This is a genomic window from Propionivibrio sp., from assembly GCF_016790145.1.
Taxonomy (GTDB): Bacteria; Pseudomonadota; Gammaproteobacteria; order Burkholderiales; family Rhodocyclaceae; genus Propionivibrio.
Genome location: NZ_JAEUOI010000002.1, coordinates 28,070 through 54,764, shown reverse-complemented (window position 1 = coordinate 54,764; position 26,695 = coordinate 28,070). Strand labels below are relative to the sequence as shown.

The window sequence follows — 26,695 nt, the reverse complement described above, 5'->3', positions numbered from 1 at the left end:
GGCAACACCCGATTAACAACCAAGGGCAACGACGCCTACGGCGTCCGCGCTATCCATCCCCGACCAAACTCGACGGCTTCGCCTAACGGTTGCTTCGCAACCAGATCGTTTGGACGAGGCTTTTCGCGCATTTGGGTAATCGGCTTCTGATCTGAATACTCAAAACCACTCGGCACCCGCCTCAGCGCCCCTTGCCGCTCATTGAGCCGCGGTTGTAATCCTTGTCGCCCGGCATGATCGTGCGGCCAATGCCAAACAGCCCGCCCTGCGCTTCAGCGGGTCGGGGCTTGTTTTCCGGATACTGCGCGGCTTGCTCGCTGGCTTTCGCGGCTTTAATGGCGTCGACATACTCCCAACGCCCGTTGGGGTAGAGACGAACCTTGTCGCCCTCAACGGTGATGGCGTCGATCGGTTCGCGCTTCAATTCATCTGCCGCGTGCGCGCCAGTGCACAACAGTGCTGCCGCGCAGCACAAGGGCATCAAATATCGTGCAACAACATTCAGCGCATGCTTCATAGTTTCTGCTCCACCCACGCCTTGACCGAGGCCAGCGCCGCCGGCAGGTTTTCCGGCTGCGTGCCGCCCGCCTGCGCCATGTCCGGCCGGCCGCCGCCCTTGCCGCCGACCTGCTGGGCGACCATGTTGACCAGTTCACCGGCCTTGACCCTGGCCGTCAGGTCGGGCGTCACGCCGGCAATCAGCGTCACCTTGCCCGCCGCCGTCGAGGCCAGGACCACGGCAGCGCTCCCGAGCTTGTCGCGCAGCTTGTCCATCGTTTCGCGCAGGGCGTTGATGTCGGCGCCCTCGATGCTCACCGCAAGCACCCGGGTGGCCAGAGTCGTGCCCTGCACCGCCAGCGCCTGGCTGACCAGATCGTCGCCCTGCGAAGCGGCCAGCCGGCTTTTCAGCGCCGCCAGTTCGCGCTCAAGACGGCGAACCTGATCGAGTATCGCGTTGACGCGCTCATGCACTTCGGCGGGTTGCACCTTGAGCGTGCCGGCGACACCGCCGAGTGCGGTTTCCATTCCCTGCATGTAGGTCAGCGCGTTATCGCCGGTCACCGCTTCGACCCGGCGCACCCCGGCCGCCACGCCGCCCTCGGCGACGATGCTGAAGACGCCGATGTCGCCGGTGCGCTGCACATGCGTTCCGCCGCACAGTTCGCGCGAGGAGCCGATGTCGATGACGCGCACCTCGTCACCGTACTTCTCGCCGAACAGCATCACGGCCCCGAGTTTCTGCGCTTCGGCAATCGGCAGCACGCGGCACTGGCACTCGACATTGGCCAGGATTTCAGCATTGACCAGGTGCTCGACGCGGCGGATTTCTTCGTTGGACATCGGCTTGCTGTGTACGAAGTCGAAGCGGGTCTTGTCCGGATCGACCTGCGAACCCTTCTGCTGCACATGCTCGCCGAGCACTTCGCGCAAGGCCTTGTGCATCAGGTGCGTCGCCGAGTGGTTGCGCATGGTGCGGCGGCGCGCCAGCAGATCGACTCTGGCGTTGACCGCATCGCCGACCTGCAGGCGCCCGGTCTTGAGCACGCCCTGATGGCCGAAGACCGAGGCCTGTATCTTCTGCGTATCCTCGACGGCGAAAATGCCCTGCGCCGACTGTACGCTGCCGCGGTCGCCGACCTGGCCGCCGGATTCTGCGTAGAACGGCGTCTCGTCGAGCACGACGACACCCGCATCGCCTTCCTTAAATTCATCGACCGGGCTGCCTTCCCGGTACAGCGCCAGCACCTTGCCCTTGAATTCGAGCGTCTCGTAACCATGGAAGCCGGTCGCCGGGCCGCTGTACTCCAGCGCCGTCGCCATCCTGAACTTGCCGGCGGCACGCGCCTGATCCTTCTGCCGGTTCATCGCCACGTCGAAGCCGGCGCTATCGACGCTCACGCCGCGTTCGCGGCAGATGTCGGCGGTCAGATCGAGCGGGAAACCGAAGGTGTCGTGCAGCTTGAACGCCGTTTCACCGTTGAATGTTCCCTGGCCTCCCATGGCGGCGAGTTCGCCTTCAAGAATCGCCATGCCGTGTTCGATGGTCGTGAAGAAGCGCTCCTCTTCCTGGCGCAGAACGTCGATGATGCGTTTCTCGCTGGCTACCAGCTCGGGATACGCGCTGCCCATCTCGGCGACCAGATCGGGAACCATGCGGTGAAAGAAGGCTGCACGCGCACCGAGCTTGTAGCCGTGGCGGATGGCGCGCCGGATGATGCGGCGCAGGACGTAGCCGCGCCCTTCGTTGCCAGGGATGACGCCATCGGCCAGCAGGAAGGAACAGGCGCGGATGTGGTCGGCCAGCACGCGCAGCGAGGGGCTGTCCAGGTTAGCAGCGCTGGTCTCGCGTGCCGCCGCGCTGATCAGGCTCTGGAAAAGATCGATCTCGTAATTGCTGTGCACGTGCTGCAGCACGGCCGCGACGCGCTCAAGCCCCATGCCGGTGTCGACCGAGGGCTTGGGCAGCAGGTGCATGACACCGTTCTCGTCGCGGTTGAACTGCATGAAAACATTGTTCCAGATCTCGATGTAGCGGTCGCCGTCCTCATCGGGCGATCCCGGCGGGCCGCCCGCAATGTGCTCGCCGTGATCGTAGAAAATCTCGGTGCACGGGCCGCAGGGGCCGGTATCGCCCATCATCCAGAAGTTGTCGGAGGCGTAGCGCGCCCCCTTGTTGTCGCCGATGCGCACGATGCGCCCGGCCGGGATACCGATCACCTGATTCCAGATGTCATAGGCCTCGTTGTCCTCGGCATAGACCGAAACCCACAGGCGATCCTTCGGCAGTTTGTAGACCTCGGTCAGCAGCTCCCAGGCGTACTTGATCGCATCGAGCTTGAAGTAGTCGCCGAAGGAGAAATTGCCGAGCATCTCGAAGAAGGTGTGATGGCGCGCGGTATAGCCGACGTTCTCCAGATCGTTGTGCTTGCCGCCGGCTCGCACGCACTTCTGCGAAGTCGTTGCGCGTTCGTAAGGCCGCTTGTCGAAGCCGAGGAAGACATCCTTGAACTGGTTCATCCCGGCGTTGGTAAACAGCAGCGTCGGGTCATCGTGCGGAACGAGCGAACTCGAAGCCACGATCTGGTGGCCCTTGGATTCGAAGAATTTGAGGAATTTCTCGCGGATTTCGGCACTTTTCATCGGTCATCGTCCCTGAAGCAGCGTATGGCAAAGGGGGTTGATTTTAGCACCGAATCGGGCACAGGCAGACGGCTCGCAAGACCGTGACAAGGCCTGGCAAGGCAAACTGGCCAGGCCGCACATCCTCCTTCCGGAAAATCCGGCGCATTCGATCCGCGTACGGTGCACCGCTGACGCTTACTGCCGGAGAACGGGCAGTTACATAGCGTCACGCAATCGCCGCACAGGCACAACAGACACACAATCGGCTAATCCCTACCATGAGCACGTTGCTTCAGCTTCCCCAGCTGGCAATGTTTGACCCTCCCTGACCCATCGCCAATGATGGGCCTTTCAATCCCGCGCCGAACCGGTGCGGGATTTTTTTTGCTGCAGATCGTGCGATCAGGCTGAAGCGGGTGCCTCGCCAATCATGCGTACCTCGCGCTGCGGGAAGGGAATCTCGATGCCGTGTTCGCGGAACGACTTCCAGATCGCCAGGTTGATTTGCGAGCGTACATTGCCCGTTCCTTCTTCCGGATCGGCTAGCCAGAAGCCGAGTTCCAGATTGATGCCGCTGTCGGCAAAGTCGGTCAGCAAGACGCCGGGCGCCGGCTCGACCAGCACCCTGGGCTGCTGCCGTGCCGCCTCGACCATCAGGCGCATGGCCTGGTCAAGATCCGTGCTGTAGGCAACCTGGATGGGCAAGGCGACCCGCGCGCGCGTATCGGTAAACGATTGGTTGCGAATGATATTGCTTACCAGATACTCGTTGGGAATAATCACCTCGGTACCGGTCAGGGTACGCAGGACGGTATAGCGCGTAGTTATCTGCGTCACCGTTCCCGAAGTCCTGTCATCGATGTTCACCAGATTGCCCAGGCGGATCGAACGGTCGAGCAGAATGATGAAGCCGCTGACATAATTGCTGGCGATTTTCTGCAAGCCGAGGCCAAGACCCACGGCCAGGGCACCACTGAATACCGAGAGCGTCGTCACGTCGATGCCGACCAGCGAAAGACTGCTGAGCAGCGCAATCACCAGCAGTATCGCCTTGGCCAGCCGCCCCAGGACCACGCGCACATTGGCATCCAGATGCTCGGCCGCCATCAGGCGGCTCTCGATCAGACTGGCGACCCACAGCGCGATCAGCAGCGTGATGCCAACCGTCACCGCGCCATGCATCAGCATCCACAGATTGATCGTCTGCTTGCCGAAACTGAAGCTCACCTGTTCAAAAAGTTCGATCAACGGATCGTCAAGCCCGGTGATGCCAAGCACCATCCAACCCCAGATGGCCGAAGTGATCACCCGCTCGAAGGTTTTGAGGAAGCCACCCTCGGAAAAGACGCAGCGCAGCAGGTAGACCAGGATTCTGACCAGCGCCCATGTGACGAGCAAGGGTCCCGCCAGATAGAGCAGGCTGAGGTGCTCCCAGTGCAAGGCGACAAGTATCTTGCGCAGAATCAGCACGAAGATCAACGCCACCAGGGGAAAAGCAATTCGCTTCAGACTGCCGATGCCGAAGGAGCGTAGCGCACTTTGCCCGGAATGCTGATACTTGTGCTCCTGGCCACGTAGACGGTAAGAAAACCACGCGGAAAAGGCCAGAATCAGCACCAGCGCCAGCGCCACCCAGAAAAACTGGGCGTGTTGCAAATCGCCCCAGATCTGGGTGAGCAGGGCAAACATCTGTTTCTCGGTCATCGACGCTCCATTACGGCGGCAAAAAAGCCATCGGTACCCTGACGATGCGGCAATAGGCGCAAACGCTCACCGCCCTCCCCGTCAGCTGCTTCAGCACCACCCATTTCGATCCCCTGTTTAAGCAGAACCTCGGCCGCGGACTGCGAAACGAACTCCGGATGGGTCGCCAGGAAGGCCGATACGAGCGACTCGTTTTCCGCTTCAAGCAAACTGCATGTGGCATAGACCAGCCTGCCGCCCTGCTTCACCAGAGTCGACGCAGCGTGAAGAATCGCAGCCTGCTTGACGCTCAGTTCGGCGACATTTTCCGGGCTCTGACGCCATTTCAGATCGGGATTTCGGCGCAGCGTTCCCAGCCCGGAGCACGGCGCGTCAACCAGCACGCGATCCAGCTTGCCGGCCAGCCGCTTGATCTTGATGTCCTTCTCGGACTCGATACGTGCCGGATGCACATTCGACAGCCCGGAACGCGCCAGACGCGGCTTCAGCTTGGCCAGCCGCTTTTCGGCGACATCGAAGGCGTAGAGGCGGCCTTGCGAGCGCATCAGGGCACCGAGCAGGAGCGTTTTGCCGCCGGCTCCGGCACAGAAATCGGCGACCATTTCGCCGCGTTTCGGCTGCAATAGAAAGCCGAGCAACTGGCTGCCCTCGTCCTGCACTTCAAAACTGCCGTCGAGAAACAGGGGGTGGCGTGAAATCGAGGGCTTGCCCGCCAGACGGATGCCGAGCGGCGAATATCGGCAAGGCTCTGCCGCCAGCCCGTCGGCGTTGAGCCGGGCCAGCACCTCGGCACGCCCGGCCTTGAGCGGATTGACGCGCAGGTCGAGGGGCGCCGGCTGGCTGAGGCCGCCAGCCAGCGCCTCCAGCTCCGGTGCCGCGTAGTGCGCGCTCAGCGCCTCATACAACCAGTCCGGCAGATCGAGGCGAACGGCCGGCGGCAGATCGTCCAGCCTGACCGCCTTGGCCTGCGCCAGCCACTTGCCCTCGGCTTCGCTCAGCACCGCATCCAGCTCGCGCCGGTTCAAGCCCTGCACGCAGGCCAGCGAAGCGAGCAACAGACGCCGCGATGTCACGTCATCAAAGCAGCGTGCCGATAACGAGCGCTTGCGGCGCAGGACAGAATAAACGCTTTCGGCAACAAAGCCGCGTTCGCTGTGACCGAGTTCGCGATGCTGACGGAAATAGCGCGAGACAACCAGATCGGCGGGGAAGGTCGAGCGTAGCAGCTCGGCCAGCAGTGCTTCGGTATGCTTGAACAGCGTGGGTGTAAAGCGCATCAGGGTGGACTCACTTGAATTTGGGTGGCGACCTGGACGAAACTGTCGCCCTTGCTGTCAACGTGGCGGATTTTAACCGGCAGCAGCAGATAATCGTAAGCCAGCCAGAGTTCGGTCGTATTCACTCCGGGAGCGCGCAGATGAAGCGTACGCATCACACCGGCCGGCACCTCGATTTCCTCGTCGCCCAGCACCTCGATCCGGTATACCCCGTACTTCCTGCCGGTGGCGATGTGCATGGTGCTGCCGGCCTCGGGATGCGCCAGATAGCCGAGCTGGAAATTGAATGACAGCAGATCCTGCGCGCCTAAGGTGAGCGCCTGCTCGGCACGATCGCCGACGCGCACTGTCATGTTTTCCCAATCGAACACAGCCTTCTCCCTGGTCTCCTGGCCATTGCGTCGTATGACAAAGCTTTCCGGCCGCAAACCTTCGGCGGTCAACCAGCCACGGCTTTCCATTTCGATACGATAGGCTTTGATCAGCCACACCAGACCGCTCGTTTCGACCAGCGAAGTCAGGCGGTAGCGGCCATCGGCGATCTCCCATTCGTGCCGGGAAACGCCGATCTCGAAATTCGAATCGCCGCGATCGACGCGGTAGCGAATCAACCCGTGAGGCGGAAGTCGCGATTCAATGGCTGCCGACGGCGCCGAGGCGAGCGGCGGCGCCGCTCCGCTCGCCGGCGCATCTGGCGCAGCCGCTGCGGTCGCTGCCGCCGCCCCCACCGCCGACGCCTCGGGGATGCTCAGCACCGGCGAGGCACTGGCTACTTTTTCCACCTTGCGCGGGGGTTTTGGAGGTTTTGGGGGTTTGGGCGCTTTCGCCGTTACCGGTTGTTGCGGCTGGGCCAGCACATCGGGCGGCGCTTTCGGCATCGGCATCGGCTTCAGTTCGGCCAGCAGCGGAACGCTTTCCGGCTCGGTCGACAGATCGATCTCCGGCCCGAAGAGCGCTGCAACGTGAAGGCTGAGTGAAGCGGCAAGCGCCATCAGCAATGCGAAGGGCATAATAACCTCAGCCTGTGGTTCATGCCGGCGGCGAGATCAGCGCCGTGGCGCCGTCCTGCGGCGCCGAACACAGCACCCGCCCACCGACCATGTGCAGCCGCTCTTCGGCGAGCCAGCGCACGGCCAGCGGATAGACCCGATGCTCCTGCGCCAGCACCCGTGCCGCCAGGCTGGCCTCGTCGTCGCCGTCGAGCACCGGCACTGCCGCCTGCACGATGATCGGGCCATGATCGAGCGTCGGCGTCACAAAATGAACCGTGCAGCCATGCACCCGCACACCCTCGGCCAGCGCACGCCGGTGGGTGTGCAGGCCGGGGAAGGCCGGCAGCAATGAAGGATGGATATTGATCAGACGCCCGGCGAAATGCTGCACGAAGCCGTCACTCAGTATCCGCATGAAACCGGCGAGCAGCACCAGATCCGGCGCAAGGGAATCGATCACACCGGCCAGGGCCGCATCGAAAGCCTCGCGACTGGCAAAAGCGCGGTGATCGACAATGTGCGTGGCAACCCCCCGTGCGGCGGCGGTTGCCAGCCCCGGCGCGTCGCCACGATTGGAGAGCACCGCCGCCACGCGCACCGGCAGTGTCCCTGCCGCGACGGCGTCGAGCAGCGAGCGCATGTTGCTGCCGCGACCGGAGATGAGGATGACGATCGATTTCATTTGATTCCCAGCGCGCCGACCGGCAGGAATATCGCCGTCGCCATGCTTTGCGTAAAACGCGTGATCGCCCGGCCCTGCTTGTCGGCGACCACCTTGGACAGAAAATCCAGCAGGCCGATAACGCGGCCGAACTCACGCTCGAAACTCAGATTGGGGTTATTCGGGTCCAGTTCATTGGTAATCAGCAGCGGCTCGCCGCCGGCATTCTTCGTCGACGACATCTTCCAGATGGCGATCTCGATGTTGCGGGCGCAATTGTAGAGCTTCTGCTCGTTCAGGTCGTCAAGAACGTAAAAATCGTCCTTGTGCTCGAAGGCGGCATAGACCATGCCGAGCAGCCCGGCCATCACGGCCAGCACGCGATCACCCTGATAATTGGAGCTGAAGGCATAGAGCGCTGCCGCACCCTCGCGCCGGCCCTCCAGTTCGGGAAAATCCAGATTACCGGCAAACAGCCGATCAAGAGCGGCCTCCATGCTCGGCTGCCCGGACTTCTTCCACTCCTTGGGGTTGCGCTTGTAGAGTTTCTCGGCGATGCGGTGCATGCCGACCATGACTTCACCCCGATCTGTATCGATCACCCGGTCGATTTCGGTCTTGGCCAGATAACGCGGATCAAAACGGTTTTCCTTCTTCCCGTCAGGACCGAAGCGGGTAGCGCAGGCGGCGAGCATGAGCAGTACCAGCAGCGAAGTGATGAAGCGTTCAAGCATGCGCAATGATAACGCACTGGCCACTTTAAATTCGCTGGTCGAGTCAGTCCGTAGGTCGGGTTAGTTGTTCGTATGTCGGGTTAGCCCAAAGGGCGTCCCGCAAGGGGATTTCCTTCGGGGCATAACCCGACGCCGGTTTACTAGCCATCCTCCGGAGTTTTCGGGTCAGGAGTTCTGAACGTGCAACGCCGCAATCGCCGACCCGACCTTCTCGATCTTGTGCTCACCCGCTCCCGGCATGTTCGACATCAATCCCCTACCCGATGGTATATTCATCGCTGTCTTCATCATGCACAGTGACTTTTCGCCATGGACATCCACAGCAAACCCATCGAACAACGCATCGACTGGCTGCTCGACCTCGCCCGCCGCCACGGCGAGTCGTTCAGGAGCCCCGAAGCCTGGCTCGCCCGCGAGCGCTATCTGGCCGAGCATCCGACGGCCATCGCGGTGCTCAAATGCATGGACGGGCGCATCAACATTCCGTTCGCCACCAACACCCCGACCGGTATCCTGATGCCCTTCCGCAACCTCGGCGGCATGTTCGATCTCGGCTGGCCGCACCTTGGCGAGGTACTCGCGCACCACGTCCAGCGCATGGTCAGCGAGGGCCGGCGCGTGCTGTTCCTGATTACCTACCACTGGTCGAAGGGCGATCCGGCGCGCGGCTGTGCCGGCTTCGCCTACAACACGCAGGCGGCAATCGAGCACACGCAGGAAATCCGCGGCCAGGTCGAACATATTTTCGGCAGCGGCCACGGCACCGTCTACCCGCTGGTCTGCGGCTTCGAAACCGACGAGGACGCCCTGGTCATCCACGGCGTCGACGGCCGCACGCTCGACCTCTCGACGCTCGGCGCGTGGGACGTCACCACGCTCGAACCGAGGCTGGCCGCCCTGCTGCCGGACATGTCGGCGCAGATGCGCGCCGACCTGCTGCCCCTGCTGGCCGGCAATCTGGAACATATCGCCCAGGTCCGCGAACAGGTTCGTCGCCACGAACGCACACTCGACATCGAGCACCGCGAATGGATGATCTGTCTCGGCCGTGGCTTCGACTTCCTGCATACCCCCAACCTGGCGCTGATCATCGGCCCCTACAGCCCGGATCTGGCCGACCCGATCCGCAAGGCGGCCGGCATCATCGAAGACAATATGAAAACCGAGCGTATTCCGGCCGACGGCTTCCTGCTGCTGGCCTCGGTACCCTACGACGAGATCGGTGTCGACCGCGCGCGTGCCGAACTCAAGTCGCGCTTCCTTTCCTGCTTCGCCGCCAACGTCATCCGCGCCGAGTACCCGACGCTCGCCGGGCGCATGGCGATGCATACGGCGGTGCTCGACTGGCGCTCGCGCAACCTGGAATTGCTGGCGGAATGAAGAGCGGATAATGCAGCACGAAACGATAAGCGCCGACGACGGCGAACAACTGCACATCCGCCTTTCCGGCAGCGGAACGCCGATCCTGCTGCTGCACGGCTGGACGTCCAGCCATGCCGCCTGGGCACCGCTGATCAAGCCGCTGGCCGGTCAGCATCGCCTCCTGCGCCCGGATGCGCGCGGTCACGGCGGCCATCCGCTGAGCGCCACGCGGGCGCCGGACGTCAGGCGTCTGGCGCGCGACGTCATCAACCTGCTCGACCACTACGAAATCGGGCGCGTCGTCGCCGTCGGCCACTCGATGGGCGCACTGACGCTGTGGCAGTGCATCCGTGATTTCGGCTGCGAACGCTTTTCGCACCTGGCTTTCATCGACCAGTCGCCGAAGCTGCTCACCGACGACATCTGGAGCGGCGGCATCTACGGCGACTTCGACAGCGCGCACGCGCAGCGCCTGATCGATGAATTTGAAAGCGAGGGTAATTTCGTCGAAGCCGTGCTGCGCTTGATCGCCCTCGGTCTCAACGACAAGGCGCGCGCCACCTACCTGCGCAACACCATCGGTTGGCGTGTGACACGCGAAGCACTACGTAGCATCGACCCGCTGCCGGCCATCGCCATCTGGAAATCGCTGGTCGCCGCCGACTACCGCGACGTGCTGCCGGCCATCGAGGTGCCGACCCTGCTCGCCTACGGCAGCGAGAGCAATTTCTACACGCGGGCGACCGCCAATTACGTCGCGCAACACACGCCGCAGGCGCGGCTCAGCCTCTACGGTGGCGCCGACCACTGCCCGCACCTGTGGCAGCCGGAGCGCTTCGCCGCCGAACTTTCGGAGCTGATCGATGGCACCTGAACTTTCCGGCAGGCGGCAATAAGACTTACGCTTTAAAACAAGGTAAATTTTTTCTTACGCTAACTCATATTTTTACGGTCATTCCGGGCCTGACCCGGAATCCAGGTTTTTGGAGCACCAACAGGGTCCCGGCTTTTGCCGGGACGACGGTTTCTGGACAGGAAAGGCTCTGCGGAGCCTCGTAAAAAATGACCGATGCATTCATGCGATTGCCTAGGGGTTTTGGCCTTTTCTTGATCGGCTGCTTCAGGGTGCCGATATAATTGCAGGCTTGTTATTGGCTCAGGCGGTGGTCTGGTCGGGTGCATCGGCAACTTCCAGCTTCACCTGATTCTCCCGCTGGCGCACCGTGAGGCGGCAGCCAGGGCTGTCGTCGGCCGTTTGCGCAGCGCCCCTTTACAAGATTCCCGGAGTATTTTTTGTTTGTTATGCGTACGTGCCGACTGCTTTGCGCTTTATGTATTGCAGCGACCTTCAGCCTTGCCCTGCCGGCGGCTGCCGCAGCGCAGTTGGTGGCGCCAAAGCCGGTGCGCGATCTGCTGTTGCGCCATCTGTCACTGCCCTCGCCCGGAAGTGAGCCGGAGGACGCTACGGCGCGCGCTTCACTTGAGCGCCGACTGCGCAGGGAGGCCGGCGATTTGCTCGCTACCGAAGGCTATTTCTCCCCGCAAGTCGAACTGCTCGACAGCGACGATGGCCTGGTCCTGCACGTCGAGCCGGGGCCGCAGGCGCACATTGGTCGCGTGCATATCGAGCTACGCGGCGCGCTGACCGGCGAACGCCGCCAGCAGTTGATCGACGAGTGGTCGCTGCCGACGGCGGCGGTCTTCCGGCAGTCCGACTGGGATAACGCCAAGCAGGGTCTGCTGCGTGAACTGATGGCGGTCGATCATGCCGGCGCGCGCCTGCTGTCGAGCCAGGCCGAAGTGGATGTCGATGCGGCGCGGGTCGACCTGCATCTGGACTATGAAGCCGGCCCGCGCTAACCCTAAGGTGAGATTCGCAATATAGGCCAGCAACCCTATCCGGCAACGCTCGTCGAACGATTCAACGAACACATTCGCCCAGGCAAGCCCTACCGCCACGAGGATCTGCTGGCCGTGCAGGCGGCGCTGCAGAATACCCCCTTCTTTTCATCGGCCGGCGTCGAACTGGAGCGCAGCGCAGCGACAGAAAATCAGGGGGTTGAAGAGGAGATGGTGGTGCTGGAGGCGGAGGGGGTGCTCGAAAAAACACAGGAAGAAGCACTACAGGTGCCGGTGATCATCCGCTTGCACGAGCGCGCGCCTTACAACATCGCGCTCGGTGCCGGCTACAGCTCCAATACCGGTGCGCGTGTCGAGGGCAATTTTCGCAATGCCGATTTCCTCGGCCGGGCGTGGGAGCTCGATACCGGCGCACGCATCGAGCAGTTGCGCCAGAGCGTCTATGCCGACATCTTTTTCCCGCCGGATGGCCAGCGCCACCGCGACAGTGTCGGCGCCGTTGCTCAGCATTCGGACATTCAGGGGCTGGAGATTCAGCGGGTTGCCCTGGCCGCTTCACGCGTACAGTTACGCGGCAGCATCGAGCAGCGCCTGGGGATCAACTGGCAGTATGAGCGACAGACACCGAATGGTCAGCCAACAAGCACGAACCAGGCACTGACGGCGACGGTGGGCTGGACCTGGCGTCACGCCGACGACCTGCTCGATGCCAGCGAGGGTATCGTCGCCCATTTACAATTGGCTGGCGCGACGAAAGCGTTACTCTCCGACCAGAATTTTGTCCGCACCTATTTCCGCTACAGCCAGGGGATCCCCCTCGGCAAGTCGGACGCCCTGCTGCTGCGCGGCGAACTCGGCGCCACCGCAGCGAAGTCTTCGCAGGGCATCCCGCAGGACTATCTGTTCCGCGCCGGCGGAACAAATTCGGTGCGCGGCTATGCCTACCAGAGCCTCGGCATTCAGGAGGGTTCGGCAACGCTGGGCGCCCAGTATCTGATTACCGTGAGCGCCGAATACACGCACTGGTTCGACGCCCGGTGGGGAATGGCCCTCTTTGCCGATGCCGGCCAGGCCGCCGACACTCGGGACGTTTTCAAGCTGGCTCCAGGCTACGGTGTCGGCGCGCGCTACAAGAGCCCGGTCGGCCCGCTGGCCATCGATGTGGCGTGGGGCCAGCTCGACCATACATTTCGCATGAGCTTCTCGTTGGCTGTGCCTTTCTGAAAAACCGGACATGCAAGACGACGCCATGACGACTCACAAGAGCGCAGCGCAGCCTGGACCAGAACCCATTGCAGCGCCCGCCGCAACGCCCAGCGTATCTCCCAGGTTTCGGCTCACTCTGAGCTGGCTGCTGGCTGTCGGCGGCGTGTTGCTGGCCGTGCTCGGCTGGCTGGGAGGCAGCGAAGGCGGGCTGCGTTTCCTGTGTGCACAATTGGTGCAGTTCAGCGCCGGTCGCCTGCAGATCGAAGCCCCGGGCGGGCGTCTGCTCGGCGACTGGCACGCGGACTCGGTGCTCTGGCTCGACGCCACACAGGAGGTGGAGGTACAACAACTGACATTGAGCTGGACGCCGCGCGAACTGCTGCGTGGCCAATTGGTTTTTGAACGCATCGAAGCCGCCAGCCTGAACTTTTTCCATACCGCGAGCGCCGGGCCGACGCCGCGTCCGCTCAGCCTGCAATTGCCGCTGGCCCTGCGGATCGGGCACGTGCTGCTCGGCCGCGCAACGTTTGGCGAACGCACCCAATACGGCAATATTCCGTTGCTGCTGGCTGAAGGAATCGACGCCGGGTTCGCCAGCGACGGGCGAACGCATCGCCTTGAACGCGTGCAGGCGCAGCTTGGGAAACTTGCGCTGACCGCCAGCGCCAGGCTCGCTGGCGAGCCGCCGTTTGCGCTGACGGCGCAGGCCGTGCTGAGCGGCGCGGCACTCGGCCAGCCGGTGCTGCTGAACCTGCTTGGCAGCGGCTCGCTTGAGCACGTGCAGATCGATGGCCAGCTCGCCAGCGGAGCAGCCGACACCATCCCGATGGAACCCACGCTGGCGCAGCCAGCGCAAGCAGGCAAGGCAGCCGCAGACTCGGCAACCCCTGCTCTGGCGACCGGTGAACTGCATGCGCTGTTGACCCCTTTTGCCGCGCATTCACTGGCTTCCCTGCGTCTTCGGATGAGCGAGCTCGACCCCTCCCTTTTCTCCGCTGGCGCACCGCAGGCGCGGCTTGACGTTGATGCCCGGATCGAATCGCAAACGAGCGCGCAGGGCGAAGTGCTTGCCAGCGGTCACCTGAGTATTTTCAATCGCAGCAGCGGAGCGCTCGATCGCAATCTATTGCCGCTGGCCTCGCTGAACGCGCAAATCAAGTGGCAGGGCGATCGCCTGGCCTTCGACGATCTCAACCTGGAGCTGAGCGGCGGTGGCCGCCTCAAGGGACAGGGCCATTTTGCCGGTGGACGACTCGAGCTTGATCTGCTCGCCCGGAACGTCGACGCGCACGCGCTGCATGACCGTCTGCTGCCGACGCGGCTGGCCGGGCCCGTGCGCGCCCGTTTCGGCGGCGACAGCCAGAACCTCGATCTCGATTTACATGATTCACAATTCGCCTTGAACGCACGCGCCAGCCTGACTCCGGAGGTGCTCGAAGTGAGCCGCCTGCAAGTGGCCAGCGGCGAGGCCCGCCTAACCGCGCAGGGACTGTTGGCGCTGAGCGGCGAGGGGCGATTCACGGCGCAGGGCAGCGTGCAGAATTTTGATCCGGCGCGCTTCCTGCACCGCGATGCGGCCGTCCGCAGCATGCTCAACGCCGGCTTCGAAGCCAGAGGGGCGTTGCGTCCGGCGCTCGAACTCGGCCTGCACTTCGAGCTGCGCAACAGCCGCATCGGCACGCAACTACTGGCCGGGAAAGGCGATGTCGATTTGCTCGGCAGCCGTCTGCGCAAGGTCGATATCAATCTCGACGCCGCCGGAAATCGGCTGAGCGCCCTCGGGGCCTTCGGCAAGGCCGGCGATACGCTACGGCTGACGGTGCAGGCACCGAGACTTGAGGCGCTTGGCTGGCCTGACCTTGCCGGCGATGCCCGTGCTGATTTTGTGCTCGGCGGCAGTCTGACCAGCCCGGTGTTTTCCGGGGAATTACAGGCGACACGGCTGCGTCTGGCCAGGCAACTTGATGTGCAGGGGCTGTCCTTCAATGGGCAACTCGGCGCCGGTACCCAAGGCGTGCTGGGCGGCCTGCTGCGCTGCACCGCCTGCGCGCTGCCGACCTACGGCATTCCGGCACTGGCGCTGGAGGCAAGAGCCGAGGGGCTGCGCCAGCGGCATCGTCTGGAGCTGCGTGCCGGCATGCCGGACAAACGCGAAATACGCGTGGCTCTCGACGGCGGCTTGCACGAGGAGGCTGCCCGCCGGTCAGGCGCGGCAACCTCCTCTGTCGGCAGTTCGCCGATGCTGTTCTGGGGCGGTATGCTGAGCGAGTTGCGGGTGGGAACACGGCCCGTGGAAACCTTGGAAAAGGCCAGGGCCGACGCAGCCAGGATCGACGCGGCCAATGCGGCGCCCCTGCTCCGGCTCACGGCACCGGCGCCGCTGCGCGTGAGCCGTACGGCACTTGCTTTCGGTCCGGCCTTGATCGACGGGCTGATCGGTAACTTGCGCATCGAGCGACTGGGCCATGAGCAGGGCCGCTGGCAGAGCGCCGGGCGCTGGCAGAATTTCCGCCCGCAGGACGTGCTGGCCGAGTTCCCCACGATAGAGGCGCAGCTTGATGCCTTTGACCGGGCCAATCCGCAAGCGCTGGTGCTCGGCGGTGAGTGGGATTTTGCGCTGATCAGCGCCGCGCGACCTGCCGGTCGCGCCGCGCTGTGGCGCGAGGGCGGCGATCTGGTACTCGGCAAGCTGCCGCTCGGCCTTGGCGAGGCCCGTCTGCAGGCGAGCCTGGACGCAGGGCGCCTGGCGGTGAAAGGACAGGTGCACGGCAGCCGGCTGGGCGACATCAGCGCGGAGTGGAATGCACAGAGCGCACTCGGGGCGGGCGGCGCCATGCAGTCCCTGATCGATCGGCAGGCGCCGTGGCAGGGTCGCCTGCAGGCGCGGTTGCCCGATCTGTCGTGGTTTGGCCCGCTGCTCGGCGAAGGCTGGAAGTTGGCCGGCCAGGTGGATGGCGAACTGCGTCTGGCGGGAAGCGCCGCACGACCCCAATTGAGCGGCGAGTGGCGCGGTGCAGAGCTGGCACTGCGCACGCTGGATCGGGGCATGCGGCTGGAGCGCGGACAGGCTCTGCTCGAAATCACCCCGGAGCGCCTGATCCTGCATCGGCTGAGTTTCGAGAGTGATTTTCAGCCCTTGCCGCGCGCGTTGAAACTCGAGCCGAACATCGACGCCGCGCGGCTGACCGGAGCCCCCGGAAGTTTCGAGGCGAGCGGCGAACTGCCGCTGACCGGCGTGACGCCGGGGAGCGCGGCGCGGCTGAAACTGCGCCTGGATCGGGTCGGTGTCCTGCAGCGTCCGGATCAGTGGGTCGCCGTCTCCGGCGAGGGCGAGTTGCGCGTCGGCGAACGCGTGCTCGATGTCATGGGCAAACTGCGTGTCGATGCCGGTTTCTGGTCGCTGACCGATGCCGGCCGTCCGCGACTGTCCGATGATGTGGTGATTCTGCAGGCGCAGTCGGAGGGTAACCGAAGCCGTGTTCGCCGGATTCTGCACCTCGACCTCGAGGCCGATCTCGGGCGCTGTTTCCACTTCCGCGGCGCCGGCGTCGAGAGCCGCCTGGACGGACAAGTACGCATCCGCTCCAACGATGCCGGCCTGCCGCGGGCGAGCGGCAGCATCAGCACGGTGGATGGGCGTTTTGACGCCTACGGGCAGAAACTCGACATCGAACGCGGCATCATCAACTTCCAGGGAGCAATCGATAACCCCGGGCTCAATATTCTTGCCGTACGCAGAAACCTGGCGGTCGAAGCCGGTGTCGAGGTCAGCGGCACGGCGCAGCGGCCACTGGTCCGCCTGGTGTCGACGCCCAATGTGCCGGATAGCGAAAAACTGTCCTGGCTGGTCCTCGGTCGCTCGCCCGATCAGCAGGGCGGCAGGGACAGCGCCTTGCTGCTCGCGGCAGCGCAGACCATCCTTGGCGGGCAGGACGGCGGTGCTTTGCGCCAGCTGCAGCGGGGACTGGGGATCGACGAGTTCGGCGTGAGCAGCGGCCAGTTGGGCGGCGTTGATCGTCTGCCAACCAGCCGCGTCGCCGGCTCCTCGGGTTTTGGCAACAGCCAAACGGTAAACGGGCAGATCGTCAGCGTCGGCAAGCGCCTCTCGGCAAACACCCTGCTCAGTTACGAGCAGTCGCTGGACACTATGGAGAGCATCGTCAAGCTGACGCATAACCTGAGCCGCCATGTATCGCTCGTCGGCCGTGCCGGTTCGGATAATGCGCTCGATATATTCTGGAACTACAGCTTTGGGCGCTAGCCGCCTGTCGGACTTGGCCAAGTCGTCCACCAGACTGCTGGTAATGGCATCAAGAACAGTCCGAGCGCTGATCTCGCATCGTCCTGTGCAAGGGTTGAACGGGTGAATGCAAGCGGTAAATGAGAACGGATCGGGTCGTGAACCGAGAGACAGTCAAGCGATCCGGCTTAGCGCCAACCCCTTCGCTTTCGCGTTCTTCGCCAGCGTTTCGTCTACCGTCGCCATCCCGCTGGCGCCTGCTTCAAGCGCCATCGCCAGGTGCAAGGCATCACCGGAGCGCAAGCCGCTTGCCGCATTCCGCGCCATCCCGGCAGCCTCTGCAAAGGCTTTTCGACTCACCGGCAACAAGCGCAATCCAGACTTGCAGAACGCGTCGAAGTCCTTCCATGCCGCCTGTGCCTGCCTGGCACTGATCTCGCCTTTCCGAACCTTGATCGACAAGGCGCTCGAAAATTCCGTCACCATCCAGTCTGACGATACCAGGGGTTCGGCGCAGGACTCAAACCAGGCTTCGATTGCCGGGCTCGCCGGTTCGGGGACAAACATCGGAACCGCTGCGCTGGTGTCCAGATAGATCATCAATAGCGATCCTCCTGACGCATCATCTGAACACTCGTCGTCGTCATCGGCATGCTTGCCCGCAGCTTGCGCAGATGCTTGATGAACGCCGATTTGTCGAACGGCTGCGCCGGTGTCAACTTGATCTCGCCGAGCGGCGTCACTTCCGCCTCGACGGTATCGCCCTCGCGCAACCCGGCAGCGCGCGTGCATTCCACCGGCAGACGAACTGCCAGACTGTTGCCCCATTTTGCCAATTGCAGCTTCATGACCACCTCGCCTGTCGATACGTGTAGATACATGCTAGCACGATGGCAGCCGTAGACCAAGTGGCATTTCTCAGGGGCTGTGAAAGTGAATCTCTGCGGCTGCGCCAGCTATCTCTTCGTCATCAGGAATCTGTAGCTGGAACGATCAGCCCAGCTTCGAGCAGTTTGCGCAGCAAAGCAGGCAGCGCACCAATGATCGTCTCGGCTGCAAGCCCACGCGCCTGCGCGAACGCCGTAGCGGCTTCGGCTGCGCTGCGCGACCCGTCCATCCAGCCGAGCAAGTCGGCGGCGAGCGGATCGACCCGCATGGCGATCCGCAGGCCGTCGGCCGCTCGCAGATCGACACGCTCGACGCACCAGCCGCTCGCTCCGGGGCGACGGCGTTCGATCGCTTCAAGCCCGGCAAGCGGGGCCAGTCTCAGTTCGATCAGCGCTGCGTCGTCGCTGCGTGCAGCCAGGTCGCGTGCGGCGAGAATGCGATCAAGCGACTCGCCGCGCCGTCCGCCGCCGGGCGGCAACTCGCGTATCTCGATCCACGGCTCGCGGCCTGGCGCGTGGCTGAGCAGCACGAAGCCGCAGTGCAGCATGGTGATGTCGGCGGCGTTATATGCGGCAAGCCAGCTATTGATCGCCTCGGTCGGAACGATGTCGCCATATTCCTGCGCCAGCCACACGCGGGCGTAGTCATCGGGGAGCAGGTGATCGGTGGCCAGCACCCATACATCGCAACCCGATGACTCGAACCAATGCGCGAGTTCGCCCTGCCAGGATCGTCCACGATGCTCGGGCCAGCTTGCGGCGAGCATCAGGCAGCCGCCGGCAGTGAGCAGTGCGGGTGCCTGGCGGGCAATACGCTCGCAGATGCCGGCGCCACCGTCCCGATAGCGGTAGGTCGACGCCGGCGAGATGACATACGGAGCATTGGAGACAATGACATCGAAGCGCCGAGCGTGCACGGGAGCGAACAGATCACCAAGGGCCGTTTCGATATGCGGGAAGCCGTTCAGCTCGGCGTTGAAGCGGGTGAAAGCGAGCGCGCGCGGATTGATGTCGACGGCCATCACCGCAGACGCCAGCGGCGCACTGAGCACCGCGAGTACGCCACAGCCGCAGCCAAGGTCGAGTACCGAACTACCCGGTCGTAGCGGCATCATTTCGGCGAAGTTCCGAGTGGCAAACCCCACTCCGAGAACGAAGTCGGCAAAGCGGTCCCGATGCAACTCGGGGCGATCGCTGGTGAAGTAACAGCCAGCGTAGTATTGCAGTCGGACCGTCGCCGAAACCTGTTGGCCATCGACCGCGACCATGTTGGCGGCGATCAATGCGTTCAGTGCATCACCGATAGCTTCGCTCACCGTTACGGTCGACAGCGCGTAGCCGTCCGTGAAGAGTATGCCCAGGGTCGAGCTTCGTCCACACTGCCGTGCAGCCTCAAGCGCTGCAAAGACCCTGTCGCGAGTCGAGCGGTCCGGAAAGCTGGGAGCCGGGAGCGAGTGCTTCTTGGGCAGTGCGCTGCCCTCAGCGGTCACTGGGGCTTGAATATCAGTACACCTCCCGGTTGAAACGACATATTTTGGAAATCGCCTTTAATGGTAAACGCTGAACCGCCGGCTGCGCCCAGTTTCTGTGTGCCAAGCCTGGTGGAACCGGGATCAAAGGAATAACCACCAGCGACCACGTCCAGATCCTTTTCGGACAACTCGTTGCTAACGTCCTGCGCGGCAAAGCTGAAGCCATGCTGGGCGGCTACGTCGGCTAGCGCTTCGATCGTCATTCCGTCAGGATTGGCTTGCTTCAGTTCGTTGCGCAGCATTTCATCGGCATTGATTTTAGCCATGAAGGCATTGAATGATTCCAGGCTCATGATTGGACTCCTCTAGGGTTGGGCTGGGGCACCCCACGCCAGCCATGGATAGAAAATTCAAGGGTGCTAACAAGATATTGCGGCTGTTGTTGGTGCGGGTCAATGGGCTGCTTCGAGTTCATTGCGAAGCTCTCTTTGATTGTCAGGCTGCGCTTGCAGATGGGCATCAGCCGACGTAAACATCGTCCTCTGTCTGCGTTCCCGGACCCCTCGCCAATCGCTTAAGTCCGCCAGACACCTGGTCAAGCGCGTCATCGGAAAGTTCGCTCTCCGGCGTTGTCTCGATTTCCTGGGTTTTTTCAGGCGTTTCCTGTGCCGATGGCTTGCTGGTATTCGTCATGATGATCTCCTTGGTGTGCGGCATCGCGCTACGGAATCGCAACGCTTGAACAGACTATAGATGATTATTCAGAGCGTAGCCATTGACCTGCGGCACAGCCGGGATGTGACTTATTCACCCCGGTTGACAGGATTCATGTCCGCTCACAGATTGGTCTTCAGCATTGGCCGCGAGAATACGCTGAGCACCAGTCTCAATAGATGACACGCTGGTTCAATTCACCAGGCGGTCGGCAGACGACGTCTGATCTCGATGCGCTGGCGTGTCACGGTCAGATAACCGCCGGCCACCAGGTCCTTGAAGATGCGGCTGATCATTTCCCGCGACGAACCGATGCGGCAGGCCATTTCCTGCTGTGTAAGTGTGCGGCTTCGACGTATAGGTTTGCCCATGAGGGGGAGTACGAAATTCGGGCGACCTTTCAGGAACTCGTGAAACTATTCGATCCGCACGTCGGTAAAGTGCGAGGCATCAGCGTCATCACCGACACGGAACGCGAGCCCGATCCCGGCAATAATAAACAACTATTTCAGCGAAATCATCCCAAAATTCGCTTTTCCCCAATTCCATTCAACTTTCGCTTTAGCTCTTTCATTTTCATACCACGCCTGCACAGCTTTCTGCACCCGCCTGATTTCCCTCTGTGATGATGAAGGGATATCGGCGGACCCTAGCACCTGCATGATTTCGATACCCGTGCCATTGTCAGCACTGACCAGTACTTTCCCTACTGGAAAATCTGATCTATCGGGGAAAAGGCTGACCAACTCGAAGTTAAACAATCGCACAAACTCAATTTTGAGCATTGCTTTGAAATCGCAAGCCTCTGCAATTTTTCGAGTAAGGGCAGGCAAGTCATCTCCAGGGTGCTTCCGCAAAATTTCCGTGGCAAGCTCGGTCAACTGGGCTGGCAGGCTGATTCGTGAAACCGGGATGGATCCGAGTGCATTCGGGGAGAAATCAATGCTCGCCACCTCAATGGATGAAGCGAGATGACGTTCTACAGCACGGCTTCGCATGCCATCTTCGATGAAAGTCCGGAAGCGCTCAATAGTCAGACCTCTTTGACCTAACCAAGCAGCGATCTCAACCCCGCCTGTAATACCTCTTGATGCAAAATAGTTGCTTGTCGCGGTGTCCAATTGCTCCTTGGAAACGGGCACATCGAAATGCTTTGCCTGCGCTGCCAACAAGCCGTAATCGACCAAGTCCGTGAACAGATTACCCTTACTCAGGACAAGATCCACATAGGTAATTGCTTGCACAACGGTTAGTGGATTTCCATTCACCTTAACAAGGATATTGGAGTCAAGCCGAACCCCGCCCCTTAATGACCATGGCAGAACGCCGTTTTGCGTGGCACTAAGAGACAGCGTCCCACTATCGCTGGTAACCAACAGGCAGTAGCAATACAGGCCTGATGCATCATCGAGTTCCCACACCAGATCCAAAGCACAGTCCGGGAAATCGCCCTTTAAGTGCTTCAAGTTGTTTAGCGCCTCTTCAGGAAGTAGGTTCTGGCGGCTGAGGTCCGCAATGAAAGACAAGAGGATTTGTGATTGATCAGTTAATGCATTCATCGACAATCCTTTGCCTGATTTTCTGATGCGTTTGGTTCTACTCCATAATAGCGCCTACACATGATCGACGAGCATTCTAACGATCCGCTGGCTGATCGGTAAGCCGGTCATGCCTTCAATCCAGCCAAACTGGCCCGCAGGATTGATCTCAAGGAAAAAATAATCTCCAGCGGGAGTCAATATGAGGTCGATAGCCCCATAAAGCAGTCCCATCGCAACGACAAGCTTCCTGCACAACTGTTCAATCTCTTCAGGTAATTGGTGAACGAAGTGTGGCGTATTGCCGTCGTCGTAATGTCGCCAGTCAGTTTTCGTTCTGTTGGTTGACTGTGAATGAATCTCTGCTGCAAAAACATCTGGCCCGACTACAGTTACCCTGATCTCAACTTTCTTCTCAACGTAGTGTTGTGCGATGAAAGGGCACAAGCGGACATCCTGAAAATACAATAGATCTCGAGGCTGTACCAGATTCGCATAACCAAATACAACCTCACGAAAAATCGGATTGGGTAGTGCGACGGCAGGTTTGGTAATGACGCGGGTTTGTGCGGCGTTGAAAAAATCCAGAAATGCTTCAGGGTCGTTCGTAACCAACGTTTCAGGGATATGAAATCCCAGTTTGGCTGCCAGCGTCAATTGGGGTAGTTTCAACTTCGCACGCCGCATCGTATGACGCGAACATGGGAAATGCAGACAGTCGAGATCATCAAAAATACCGTAGACGACTTCCGCCGATGCTTCCTCGATATGCGTTACCAGTGCAACATCCGTCAGATCCGGGCTGGCTTTTGGTAACTCTGGCCTCCACCAGAAAATGGAACTGATTTTTTCCAGAGGAATTGCACAGCCTTTCGCCTGGTTATAAACAACACTTGAGCCATGCTTGGCAGAATGGCGAAATGCAAGCGTATCGTGAGCGGGGAAACATTCAAGATCAACAAGTACCGAATTTTGTTTCTGCTGCTGAAGCAATTCGTTAATCAAAATCGCAGTGGGTTCATTATGCTTGGCTATGATCAGAATCATTTCGCAGCAGCACCCTAAATAAGAGGGCGGGAAAAGGATTATGCTCCGCCCGCCCTCAAAAACATACAGTACTTGTTTCGCACTGTGTTCAATTTAAGCAGGATTGACCTGCTTGATTCAGAACCCTACATCCGTGTCATAGGTAGGCCTGGTCGTATCCAGTCCATTAATGGTCTTGGATTTTGCGCTGGTGCCGCCGCCCGACATCATCATTCCCCCGGCGACCTTGGCGAGATCCTCTTCGTTCAATTCCATATCGGTGTTCGTAACGACAACAACGTTATCGCCCTCTGGCTTCTTGTAAGCATCTGACATGATCACTACCTCCAAATTAGACAACAAAGCCCGAAACATGCAGGACGCCCCTGGGCTTAAGGTTGGGCATCCATTTAAGCTACTATTTATGGCTGCGTGTAAAAATGACAATTACATTCTCTGAAAATCCGAAATCCAAAGCCCGAGGCTTAGAATCGCAATAAATTGTTTATTTGTATACGCATTGTCAGACCAACACTCGTTATGACTTCTTGTATCAAAGAATAACCCGACCCGATAAGTCGGTAAAGCGACCTAATTAACAACGAACAGTGTGACATATTCACAAGTACAAACAGGAATTGTCGCCAGTCTTTAACAATTCCCAATCAGCAATTCCTCATCAATTTTGCTGCTGGCGCGCTCACCATGCAGTTGGCAAGCGACGCCTGATCTCGATGCGCTGGCGCGACACGGTCAGGTAACCGCCGGCCACCAGGTCCTTGAAGATACGGCTGATCATTTCCCGCGACGAACCGATGCGGCTGGCCATTTCCTGCTGTGTCAGGGGTTCGTCGATCAACCAGGTCTCTCCCTGCTGACGAGCCAGTTCGTGCAGAAGCTGGGCCAGGCGTCCATAGACGTCGAGCAGGGCCAGACTCTTGACATTGCGCGCCAGGGTGCGGCTTCGACGTATCAGTTTTCCCATCAGGGCGAGGACGAAATCCGGGTGACTTTTCAGGAACTCGCGAAACTCTTCGATCCGCACGAGGGCAAAGCGCGAGGCCTCTAGCGTCATCACCGACGCGGAACGTGAGCCGGGTTCGAGCAGCATTTCTCCGAAATAGTCACCCGGCCCGAGCTGACCGATGACAACCTCGCGCCCCTGGTCGTTCGATAGGAAGACCTTGACCTTGCCCTGGATGACGAAATAAACACTGTCGCCTTGGTCTCCCTCGTTGATGATGACTGAATTTTTCGGATACGAGCGCAGCACGGCTCGCTCCAGAAGGGCAGCAAGCTCGGAGGCGGTGAGATCAGGGAATTCCGGAAGTGTATCCATCATGGGCCTGGAGAAACAGACTCTTGATACCTTACAGCACCTTGACCAAAGAGAAAAGCAGATTACAGAGGATGGCGAAATGGTTCTCCCCAGGTTTGCCAACGATCATCAAGAGAGTTCTGCGATCACTGGCCACCAGACAATTCTTCACGAGCAATGGGGAGTTGAGCTTGCACCGCCCGAAAAGCTGCTTCGGAGAACCGCTGAATGCATTTCACATTTTTCTGGCGCACCGGTTCGGATCGGTTGCTGTTCCCTGACCAACTAATCTGGCGGAGAGAATCTGCTTGCTGTTATTATTTACAGTGACATGTTCGCTTCACACGAGACATAAGAGTTCGCGCATTTGCGCAGTCACTCGATAACCACCGGAAGCGTCATCGGGAGGGGTATATGCGCAAGGTCTTGTACATTCTCGGGCAACTGACAGACCAGGATACTGACTGGCTGGCGGTAGTCGGCAAACGGCTGCATGTCAAATCCGGCGAACTGCTGGTTCGGCAGGGCGAACACCTTGAACAGTTATTCATTGTTCTCGATGGCGAGCTCAAGGTCCTTGCCGCTCAAGGCCAGGAAATTGCCAGAGTGGGGGTGGGCGATATCCTGGGAGAAATGTCCTTCGTTGACGACAGTCCCACGTCGGCTTCCGTGCAGACCATCAGCGAGGTACTGGTACTTGCGGTAGAACATCGTCTGATCAGCCAGAGAATGGCCGCCGATGCCGCTTTTGCGGCCCGCTTCTACAAGTCGATTGCGATCTTTCTGGCCGATCGCATGCGCAATGTTCTCGCCCGTTTCGGTTATGGCGAGTCAGCAGGCGACGTCGATGAGATGCAGCTTGGCGAACTTGACGGTCACGTGCTGGATACCTTGCATCTGGCAGGAAGTCGATTCGATCGCATGCTCAAGAAGCTCATCGGTTAACCTGGAACAGGATTGAGCCTGAAGCGCGTGACCCCTGGCATGATTGACTACGCAACGTCCATCGGCAACTGCCGACGTCATCCGCACAGCGTGCTTGCTGCATTGGCGGCGGTAATGTGGATTGGCTGCACGACTCCGGCGCTTGCCCAGACGGTCAGCGGCCTGTCGCTTAACGATGCCATTCTTGTGACCCTGCATGGCAATCGCGACGTGCAGATCAGCGAAGCCCAGGTGCAGATTGCAGATGCTCTTGTGCAGCAGGCACTGGGGACCTTCGATCCCTTGCTGACAGTCGAAGCTCGTCGGAATGAGGACCGGCGCCCCCTGACCCAGGCAGAGCAATTTGTCACGCCGGTTCTTACCGACCTGAGCGGCAGTGGATCCGGTCTTGATGCGAGCGTGGAGAAGCGCCTGCGCTCGGGGCCGACGCTCCTCGGTAGCGCTGCGTCCACCTACCTGCAGAACAGCACATCGAGGGTTTTGGGGCTTCCCTCCCAGACCACCCGGTCGATTGCTTTCGGACTGCGTGTTCCCTTGGCCAGGGGTGCCGGCGAAGGCAATTCGGCAAACTCGACGCTGAAGGCCGGCGAGCAGGATTTGGCGGCGGCGAGCGCAGAAAGGCGCTATGCCGTCTCTCTGGCCCTGCGCGATGCGGCGATTGCCTATTGGGAATACAGCAGCCGATGGCGACAACTGGAAATCACGCGCAGCGGTGAAGAGCGGACGCTGGGTCTGCTCCAGGAACTGCGCAAACTGGTCGCTGCGGATGAGGTTCCGGCGGCCGACATCGACCTGGCCCAGGCCAACCACTTCGAACGGATCAATAGCCGCATCATTGCCGAGCAAGCCTTGCTGGAAGCCCAGCAAGCACTTGGCAGAAGGATGGGGCTGACCTCGCAACTGCAAAGGGAAATCGGCCAGCCGCTTACCCCGCCACCGGCGCCTGAGGCAGTCACCAACCTGCCCGCAGTGAACCTTTTGCTGGAGCGGGCGCTGCTCCGGCGCGGTGACTGGCAGGCGATCGAGCGACGCGTCCTGGCGCTGGGCGAACGTCTGGCCGGCAGCAGGGATCTGACCCGGCCGCAGATTGATTTGACCCTGCTCGTCAGTTCCAACAGCCTGCAGGAAGGCGCCGGCATCTCCGGTGTGGTGAACCCCGTAGGCGGCAATGCTGCAGGGCCATCGGTCGCGGCCATTCTCAATTTTCAGCTTCCGGTCGGCAACAATACCGCCACCGGACAGATGCGGCAGGCCTCCGCCCTGCTCAGCGAAGCCGAGATTCGTCGTGAGCCTCTGCGCGCCGACATCGGTGCGGCCGTGGAAGCCTCGTCGGCGCTGGTCCGCCGCTCGGCCGATGCTTTGCGCGGTTCCGCGCAGATCGTCGAGCGCTATGCCAAAACGCTTGAGCATGAACGCACCAGGCGCCGTCTTGGCGTGGCCACGCTGATCGACGTCATCAACGTTGAAGATCGCTATTTCCGTGCCCTGCTCGACGAAGTGCAACGCCGTAGCACTTATGCCATCAGCGTGGTCAGGCTCGGGCATGAAGTCGATGCCCTGGTGGGAACCGCGGGCGATCAGTTCGAAGTCAATCTCGCCAGCTTCATGCGCTTTGCCTTGCCCTGAGGACGGATAC

Annotated in this window: 25 protein-coding genes; 7 read left to right on the top strand and 18 right to left on the bottom strand. The window is 61.1% G+C overall.

Translation table 11 applies throughout. The features are described from left to right. Nucleotides 1-181 precede the first annotated feature (181 nt). The 8 genes from JNM42_RS00265 to JNM42_RS00230 all read right to left on the bottom strand — a co-directional run bounded on the left by JNM42_RS00265 (nt 182) and on the right by JNM42_RS00230 (nt 8,926). A complete protein-coding gene (locus tag JNM42_RS00265) occupies nt 182-517 on the bottom strand; it encodes a hypothetical protein (RefSeq protein WP_294264371.1) in 336 nt (111 codons plus the stop codon). Continuing rightward, entirely contained in the window at nt 514-3,141 is a 2,628-nt protein-coding gene (gene alaS, locus JNM42_RS00260; protein WP_294264369.1) for an alanine--tRNA ligase, read from the bottom strand. Before alaS ends, JNM42_RS00265 begins: the two co-directional genes overlap by 4 nt. 384 nt (nt 3,142-3,525) lie before the next feature. Then, complete coding sequence (locus JNM42_RS00255; RefSeq protein ID WP_294264367.1) at nt 3,526-4,827, bottom strand: mechanosensitive ion channel domain-containing protein; 1,302 nt, start codon at nt 4,825-4,827, stop codon at nt 3,526-3,528. Further along, nucleotides 4,824-6,104, bottom strand: a complete 1,281-nt coding sequence (locus JNM42_RS00250; protein ID WP_294264365.1) for an RsmB/NOP family class I SAM-dependent RNA methyltransferase — start codon at nt 6,102-6,104, stop codon at nt 4,824-4,826. The genes JNM42_RS00255 and JNM42_RS00250 overlap by 4 nt, the downstream gene beginning before the upstream one ends. Next, the gene (locus JNM42_RS00245) at nt 6,104-7,114 is read right to left on the bottom strand and encodes a DUF3108 domain-containing protein (protein WP_294264361.1); all 1,011 of its coding nucleotides are present in this window, start codon (nt 7,112-7,114) and stop codon (nt 6,104-6,106) included. The genes JNM42_RS00250 and JNM42_RS00245 overlap by 1 nt, the downstream gene beginning before the upstream one ends. Before the next feature lie 19 nt (nt 7,115-7,133). Then, nucleotides 7,134-7,778, bottom strand: a complete 645-nt coding sequence (purN, locus tag JNM42_RS00240) for a phosphoribosylglycinamide formyltransferase (protein ID WP_294264359.1) — start codon at nt 7,776-7,778, stop codon at nt 7,134-7,136. Next, nucleotides 7,775-8,491: a hypothetical protein gene (locus JNM42_RS00235; RefSeq protein ID WP_294264355.1), complete on the bottom strand. Its 717-nt coding sequence runs from the start codon at nt 8,489-8,491 to the stop codon at nt 7,775-7,777. The genes purN and JNM42_RS00235 overlap by 4 nt, the downstream gene beginning before the upstream one ends. A 165-nt stretch (nt 8,492-8,656) precedes the next feature. Further along, nucleotides 8,657-8,926, bottom strand: coding sequence for a hypothetical protein (locus JNM42_RS00230; protein WP_294264352.1), 270 nt, complete (start codon nt 8,924-8,926; stop codon nt 8,657-8,659). 15 nt (nt 8,927-8,941) lie between these two features. Between JNM42_RS00230 and JNM42_RS00225 the strand changes: the two genes are divergently transcribed. From JNM42_RS00225 to JNM42_RS00205, 5 genes are all read left to right on the top strand, one after another. Then, nucleotides 8,942-9,871 carry a carboxysome shell carbonic anhydrase domain-containg protein gene (locus JNM42_RS00225; RefSeq protein ID WP_294264349.1) on the top strand — a complete coding sequence of 310 codons (930 nt, stop codon included), beginning with the start codon at nt 8,942-8,944 and terminating at the stop codon, nt 9,869-9,871. A gap of 10 nt (nt 9,872-9,881) precedes the next feature. Then, complete coding sequence (locus JNM42_RS00220) at nt 9,882-10,727, top strand: alpha/beta hydrolase (RefSeq protein WP_294264345.1); 846 nt, start codon at nt 9,882-9,884, stop codon at nt 10,725-10,727. A gap of 428 nt (nt 10,728-11,155) precedes the next feature. After that, nucleotides 11,156-11,713: a hypothetical protein gene (locus tag JNM42_RS00215; protein WP_294264343.1), complete on the top strand. Its 558-nt coding sequence runs from the start codon at nt 11,156-11,158 to the stop codon at nt 11,711-11,713. Between the two features lie 114 nt (nt 11,714-11,827). Continuing rightward, nucleotides 11,828-12,937 (top strand): BamA/TamA family outer membrane protein, encoded by a 1,110-nt coding sequence (locus JNM42_RS00210; RefSeq protein WP_294264341.1) that lies wholly within the window; start codon nt 11,828-11,830, stop codon nt 12,935-12,937. Nucleotides 12,938-12,947: 10 nt separating this feature from the next. Beyond that, entirely contained in the window at nt 12,948-17,180 is a 4,233-nt protein-coding gene (locus JNM42_RS00205) for a translocation/assembly module TamB domain-containing protein (RefSeq protein WP_294264338.1), read from the top strand. A 153-nt stretch (nt 17,181-17,333) separates the two neighbouring features. On the opposite strand, the gene JNM42_RS00200 is transcribed toward JNM42_RS00205, so the two are convergent. From JNM42_RS00200 to JNM42_RS00155, 10 genes are all read right to left on the bottom strand, one after another. Next, on the bottom strand, nt 17,334-17,759 hold the full coding sequence (locus JNM42_RS00200) for a type II toxin-antitoxin system VapC family toxin (protein WP_294264335.1): 426 nt from the start codon (nt 17,757-17,759) through the stop codon (nt 17,334-17,336). Beyond that, nucleotides 17,759-18,007 (bottom strand): AbrB/MazE/SpoVT family DNA-binding domain-containing protein, encoded by a 249-nt coding sequence (locus JNM42_RS00195; protein ID WP_294264332.1) that lies wholly within the window; start codon nt 18,005-18,007, stop codon nt 17,759-17,761. Before JNM42_RS00195 ends, JNM42_RS00200 begins: the two co-directional genes overlap by 1 nt. A gap of 122 nt (nt 18,008-18,129) precedes the next feature. Then, on the bottom strand, nt 18,130-19,536 hold the full coding sequence (locus JNM42_RS00190; protein WP_294264329.1) for a methyltransferase: 1,407 nt from the start codon (nt 19,534-19,536) through the stop codon (nt 18,130-18,132). Continuing rightward, nucleotides 19,533-19,871, bottom strand: coding sequence for a Nif11-like leader peptide family RiPP precursor (locus JNM42_RS00185; protein ID WP_294264327.1), 339 nt, complete (start codon nt 19,869-19,871; stop codon nt 19,533-19,535). Before JNM42_RS00185 ends, JNM42_RS00190 begins: the two co-directional genes overlap by 4 nt. Nucleotides 19,872-20,037: 166 nt before the next feature. Continuing rightward, entirely contained in the window at nt 20,038-20,211 is a 174-nt protein-coding gene (locus tag JNM42_RS00180) for a hypothetical protein (RefSeq protein WP_294264325.1), read from the bottom strand. Nucleotides 20,212-20,429: 218 nt separating this feature from the next. Further along, nucleotides 20,430-20,603, bottom strand: a complete 174-nt coding sequence (locus JNM42_RS00175) for a helix-turn-helix domain-containing protein (protein WP_294264322.1) — start codon at nt 20,601-20,603, stop codon at nt 20,430-20,432. A 132-nt stretch (nt 20,604-20,735) separates the two neighbouring features. Then, on the bottom strand, nt 20,736-21,791 hold the full coding sequence (locus JNM42_RS00170) for a hypothetical protein (protein ID WP_294264318.1): 1,056 nt from the start codon (nt 21,789-21,791) through the stop codon (nt 20,736-20,738). 54 nt (nt 21,792-21,845) lie between these two features. Next, nucleotides 21,846-22,817 (bottom strand): hypothetical protein, encoded by a 972-nt coding sequence (locus JNM42_RS00165; RefSeq protein WP_294264316.1) that lies wholly within the window; start codon nt 22,815-22,817, stop codon nt 21,846-21,848. A gap of 117 nt (nt 22,818-22,934) precedes the next feature. Then, complete coding sequence (locus JNM42_RS00160; protein ID WP_294264314.1) at nt 22,935-23,132, bottom strand: hypothetical protein; 198 nt, start codon at nt 23,130-23,132, stop codon at nt 22,935-22,937. Nucleotides 23,133-23,496: 364 nt separating this feature from the next. After that, on the bottom strand, nt 23,497-24,138 hold the full coding sequence (locus JNM42_RS00155) for a Crp/Fnr family transcriptional regulator (RefSeq protein ID WP_294264311.1): 642 nt from the start codon (nt 24,136-24,138) through the stop codon (nt 23,497-23,499). A gap of 390 nt (nt 24,139-24,528) precedes the next feature. On the opposite strand from JNM42_RS00155, the gene JNM42_RS00150 reads away from it, so the two are divergent. Beyond that, nucleotides 24,529-25,059: a cyclic nucleotide-binding domain-containing protein gene (locus JNM42_RS00150; protein WP_294264309.1), complete on the top strand. Its 531-nt coding sequence runs from the start codon at nt 24,529-24,531 to the stop codon at nt 25,057-25,059. A 12-nt stretch (nt 25,060-25,071) separates the two neighbouring features. After that, nucleotides 25,072-26,685 carry a TolC family protein gene (locus tag JNM42_RS00145; protein WP_294264305.1) on the top strand — a complete coding sequence of 538 codons (1,614 nt, stop codon included), beginning with the start codon at nt 25,072-25,074 and terminating at the stop codon, nt 26,683-26,685. The last annotated feature ends 10 nt before the right edge of the window (nt 26,686-26,695 follow it).

What these genes read in the sequence shown, in the direction of transcription:
- JNM42_RS00265 (WP_294264371.1), bottom strand. Translation starts at nt 517, where the DNA reads ATGAAGCATGCGCTGAATGTTGTTGCACGATATTTGATGCCCTTGTGC.
- alaS (WP_294264369.1), bottom strand. Translation starts at nt 3,141, where the DNA reads ATGAAAAGTGCCGAAATCCGCGAGAAATTCCTCAAATTCTTCGAATCC.
- JNM42_RS00255 (WP_294264367.1), bottom strand. Translation starts at nt 4,827, where the DNA reads ATGACCGAGAAACAGATGTTTGCCCTGCTCACCCAGATCTGGGGCGAT.
- JNM42_RS00250 (WP_294264365.1), bottom strand. Translation starts at nt 6,104, where the DNA reads ATGCGCTTTACACCCACGCTGTTCAAGCATACCGAAGCACTGCTGGCC.
- JNM42_RS00245 (WP_294264361.1), bottom strand. Translation starts at nt 7,114, where the DNA reads ATGCCCTTCGCATTGCTGATGGCGCTTGCCGCTTCACTCAGCCTTCAC.
- purN (WP_294264359.1), bottom strand. Translation starts at nt 7,778, where the DNA reads ATGAAATCGATCGTCATCCTCATCTCCGGTCGCGGCAGCAACATGCGC.
- JNM42_RS00235 (WP_294264355.1), bottom strand. Translation starts at nt 8,491, where the DNA reads ATGCTTGAACGCTTCATCACTTCGCTGCTGGTACTGCTCATGCTCGCC.
- JNM42_RS00230 (WP_294264352.1), bottom strand. Translation starts at nt 8,926, where the DNA reads ATGCTCGGCCAGATAGCGCTCGCGGGCGAGCCAGGCTTCGGGGCTCCT.
- JNM42_RS00220 (WP_294264345.1), top strand. Translation starts at nt 9,882, where the DNA reads ATGCAGCACGAAACGATAAGCGCCGACGACGGCGAACAACTGCACATC.
- JNM42_RS00215 (WP_294264343.1), top strand. Translation starts at nt 11,156, where the DNA reads ATGCGTACGTGCCGACTGCTTTGCGCTTTATGTATTGCAGCGACCTTC.
- JNM42_RS00205 (WP_294264338.1), top strand. Translation starts at nt 12,948, where the DNA reads ATGCAAGACGACGCCATGACGACTCACAAGAGCGCAGCGCAGCCTGGA.
- JNM42_RS00200 (WP_294264335.1), bottom strand. Translation starts at nt 17,759, where the DNA reads ATGATCTATCTGGACACCAGCGCAGCGGTTCCGATGTTTGTCCCCGAA.
- JNM42_RS00195 (WP_294264332.1), bottom strand. Translation starts at nt 18,007, where the DNA reads ATGAAGCTGCAATTGGCAAAATGGGGCAACAGTCTGGCAGTTCGTCTG.
- JNM42_RS00185 (WP_294264327.1), bottom strand. Translation starts at nt 19,871, where the DNA reads ATGAGCCTGGAATCATTCAATGCCTTCATGGCTAAAATCAATGCCGAT.
- JNM42_RS00180 (WP_294264325.1), bottom strand. Translation starts at nt 20,211, where the DNA reads ATGACGAATACCAGCAAGCCATCGGCACAGGAAACGCCTGAAAAAACC.
- JNM42_RS00175 (WP_294264322.1), bottom strand. Translation starts at nt 20,603, where the DNA reads ATGGGCAAACCTATACGTCGAAGCCGCACACTTACACAGCAGGAAATG.
- JNM42_RS00170 (WP_294264318.1), bottom strand. Translation starts at nt 21,791, where the DNA reads ATGAATGCATTAACTGATCAATCACAAATCCTCTTGTCTTTCATTGCG.
- JNM42_RS00165 (WP_294264316.1), bottom strand. Translation starts at nt 22,817, where the DNA reads ATGATTCTGATCATAGCCAAGCATAATGAACCCACTGCGATTTTGATT.
- JNM42_RS00160 (WP_294264314.1), bottom strand. Translation starts at nt 23,132, where the DNA reads ATGTCAGATGCTTACAAGAAGCCAGAGGGCGATAACGTTGTTGTCGTT.
- JNM42_RS00155 (WP_294264311.1), bottom strand. Translation starts at nt 24,138, where the DNA reads ATGATGGATACACTTCCGGAATTCCCTGATCTCACCGCCTCCGAGCTT.
- JNM42_RS00150 (WP_294264309.1), top strand. Translation starts at nt 24,529, where the DNA reads ATGCGCAAGGTCTTGTACATTCTCGGGCAACTGACAGACCAGGATACT.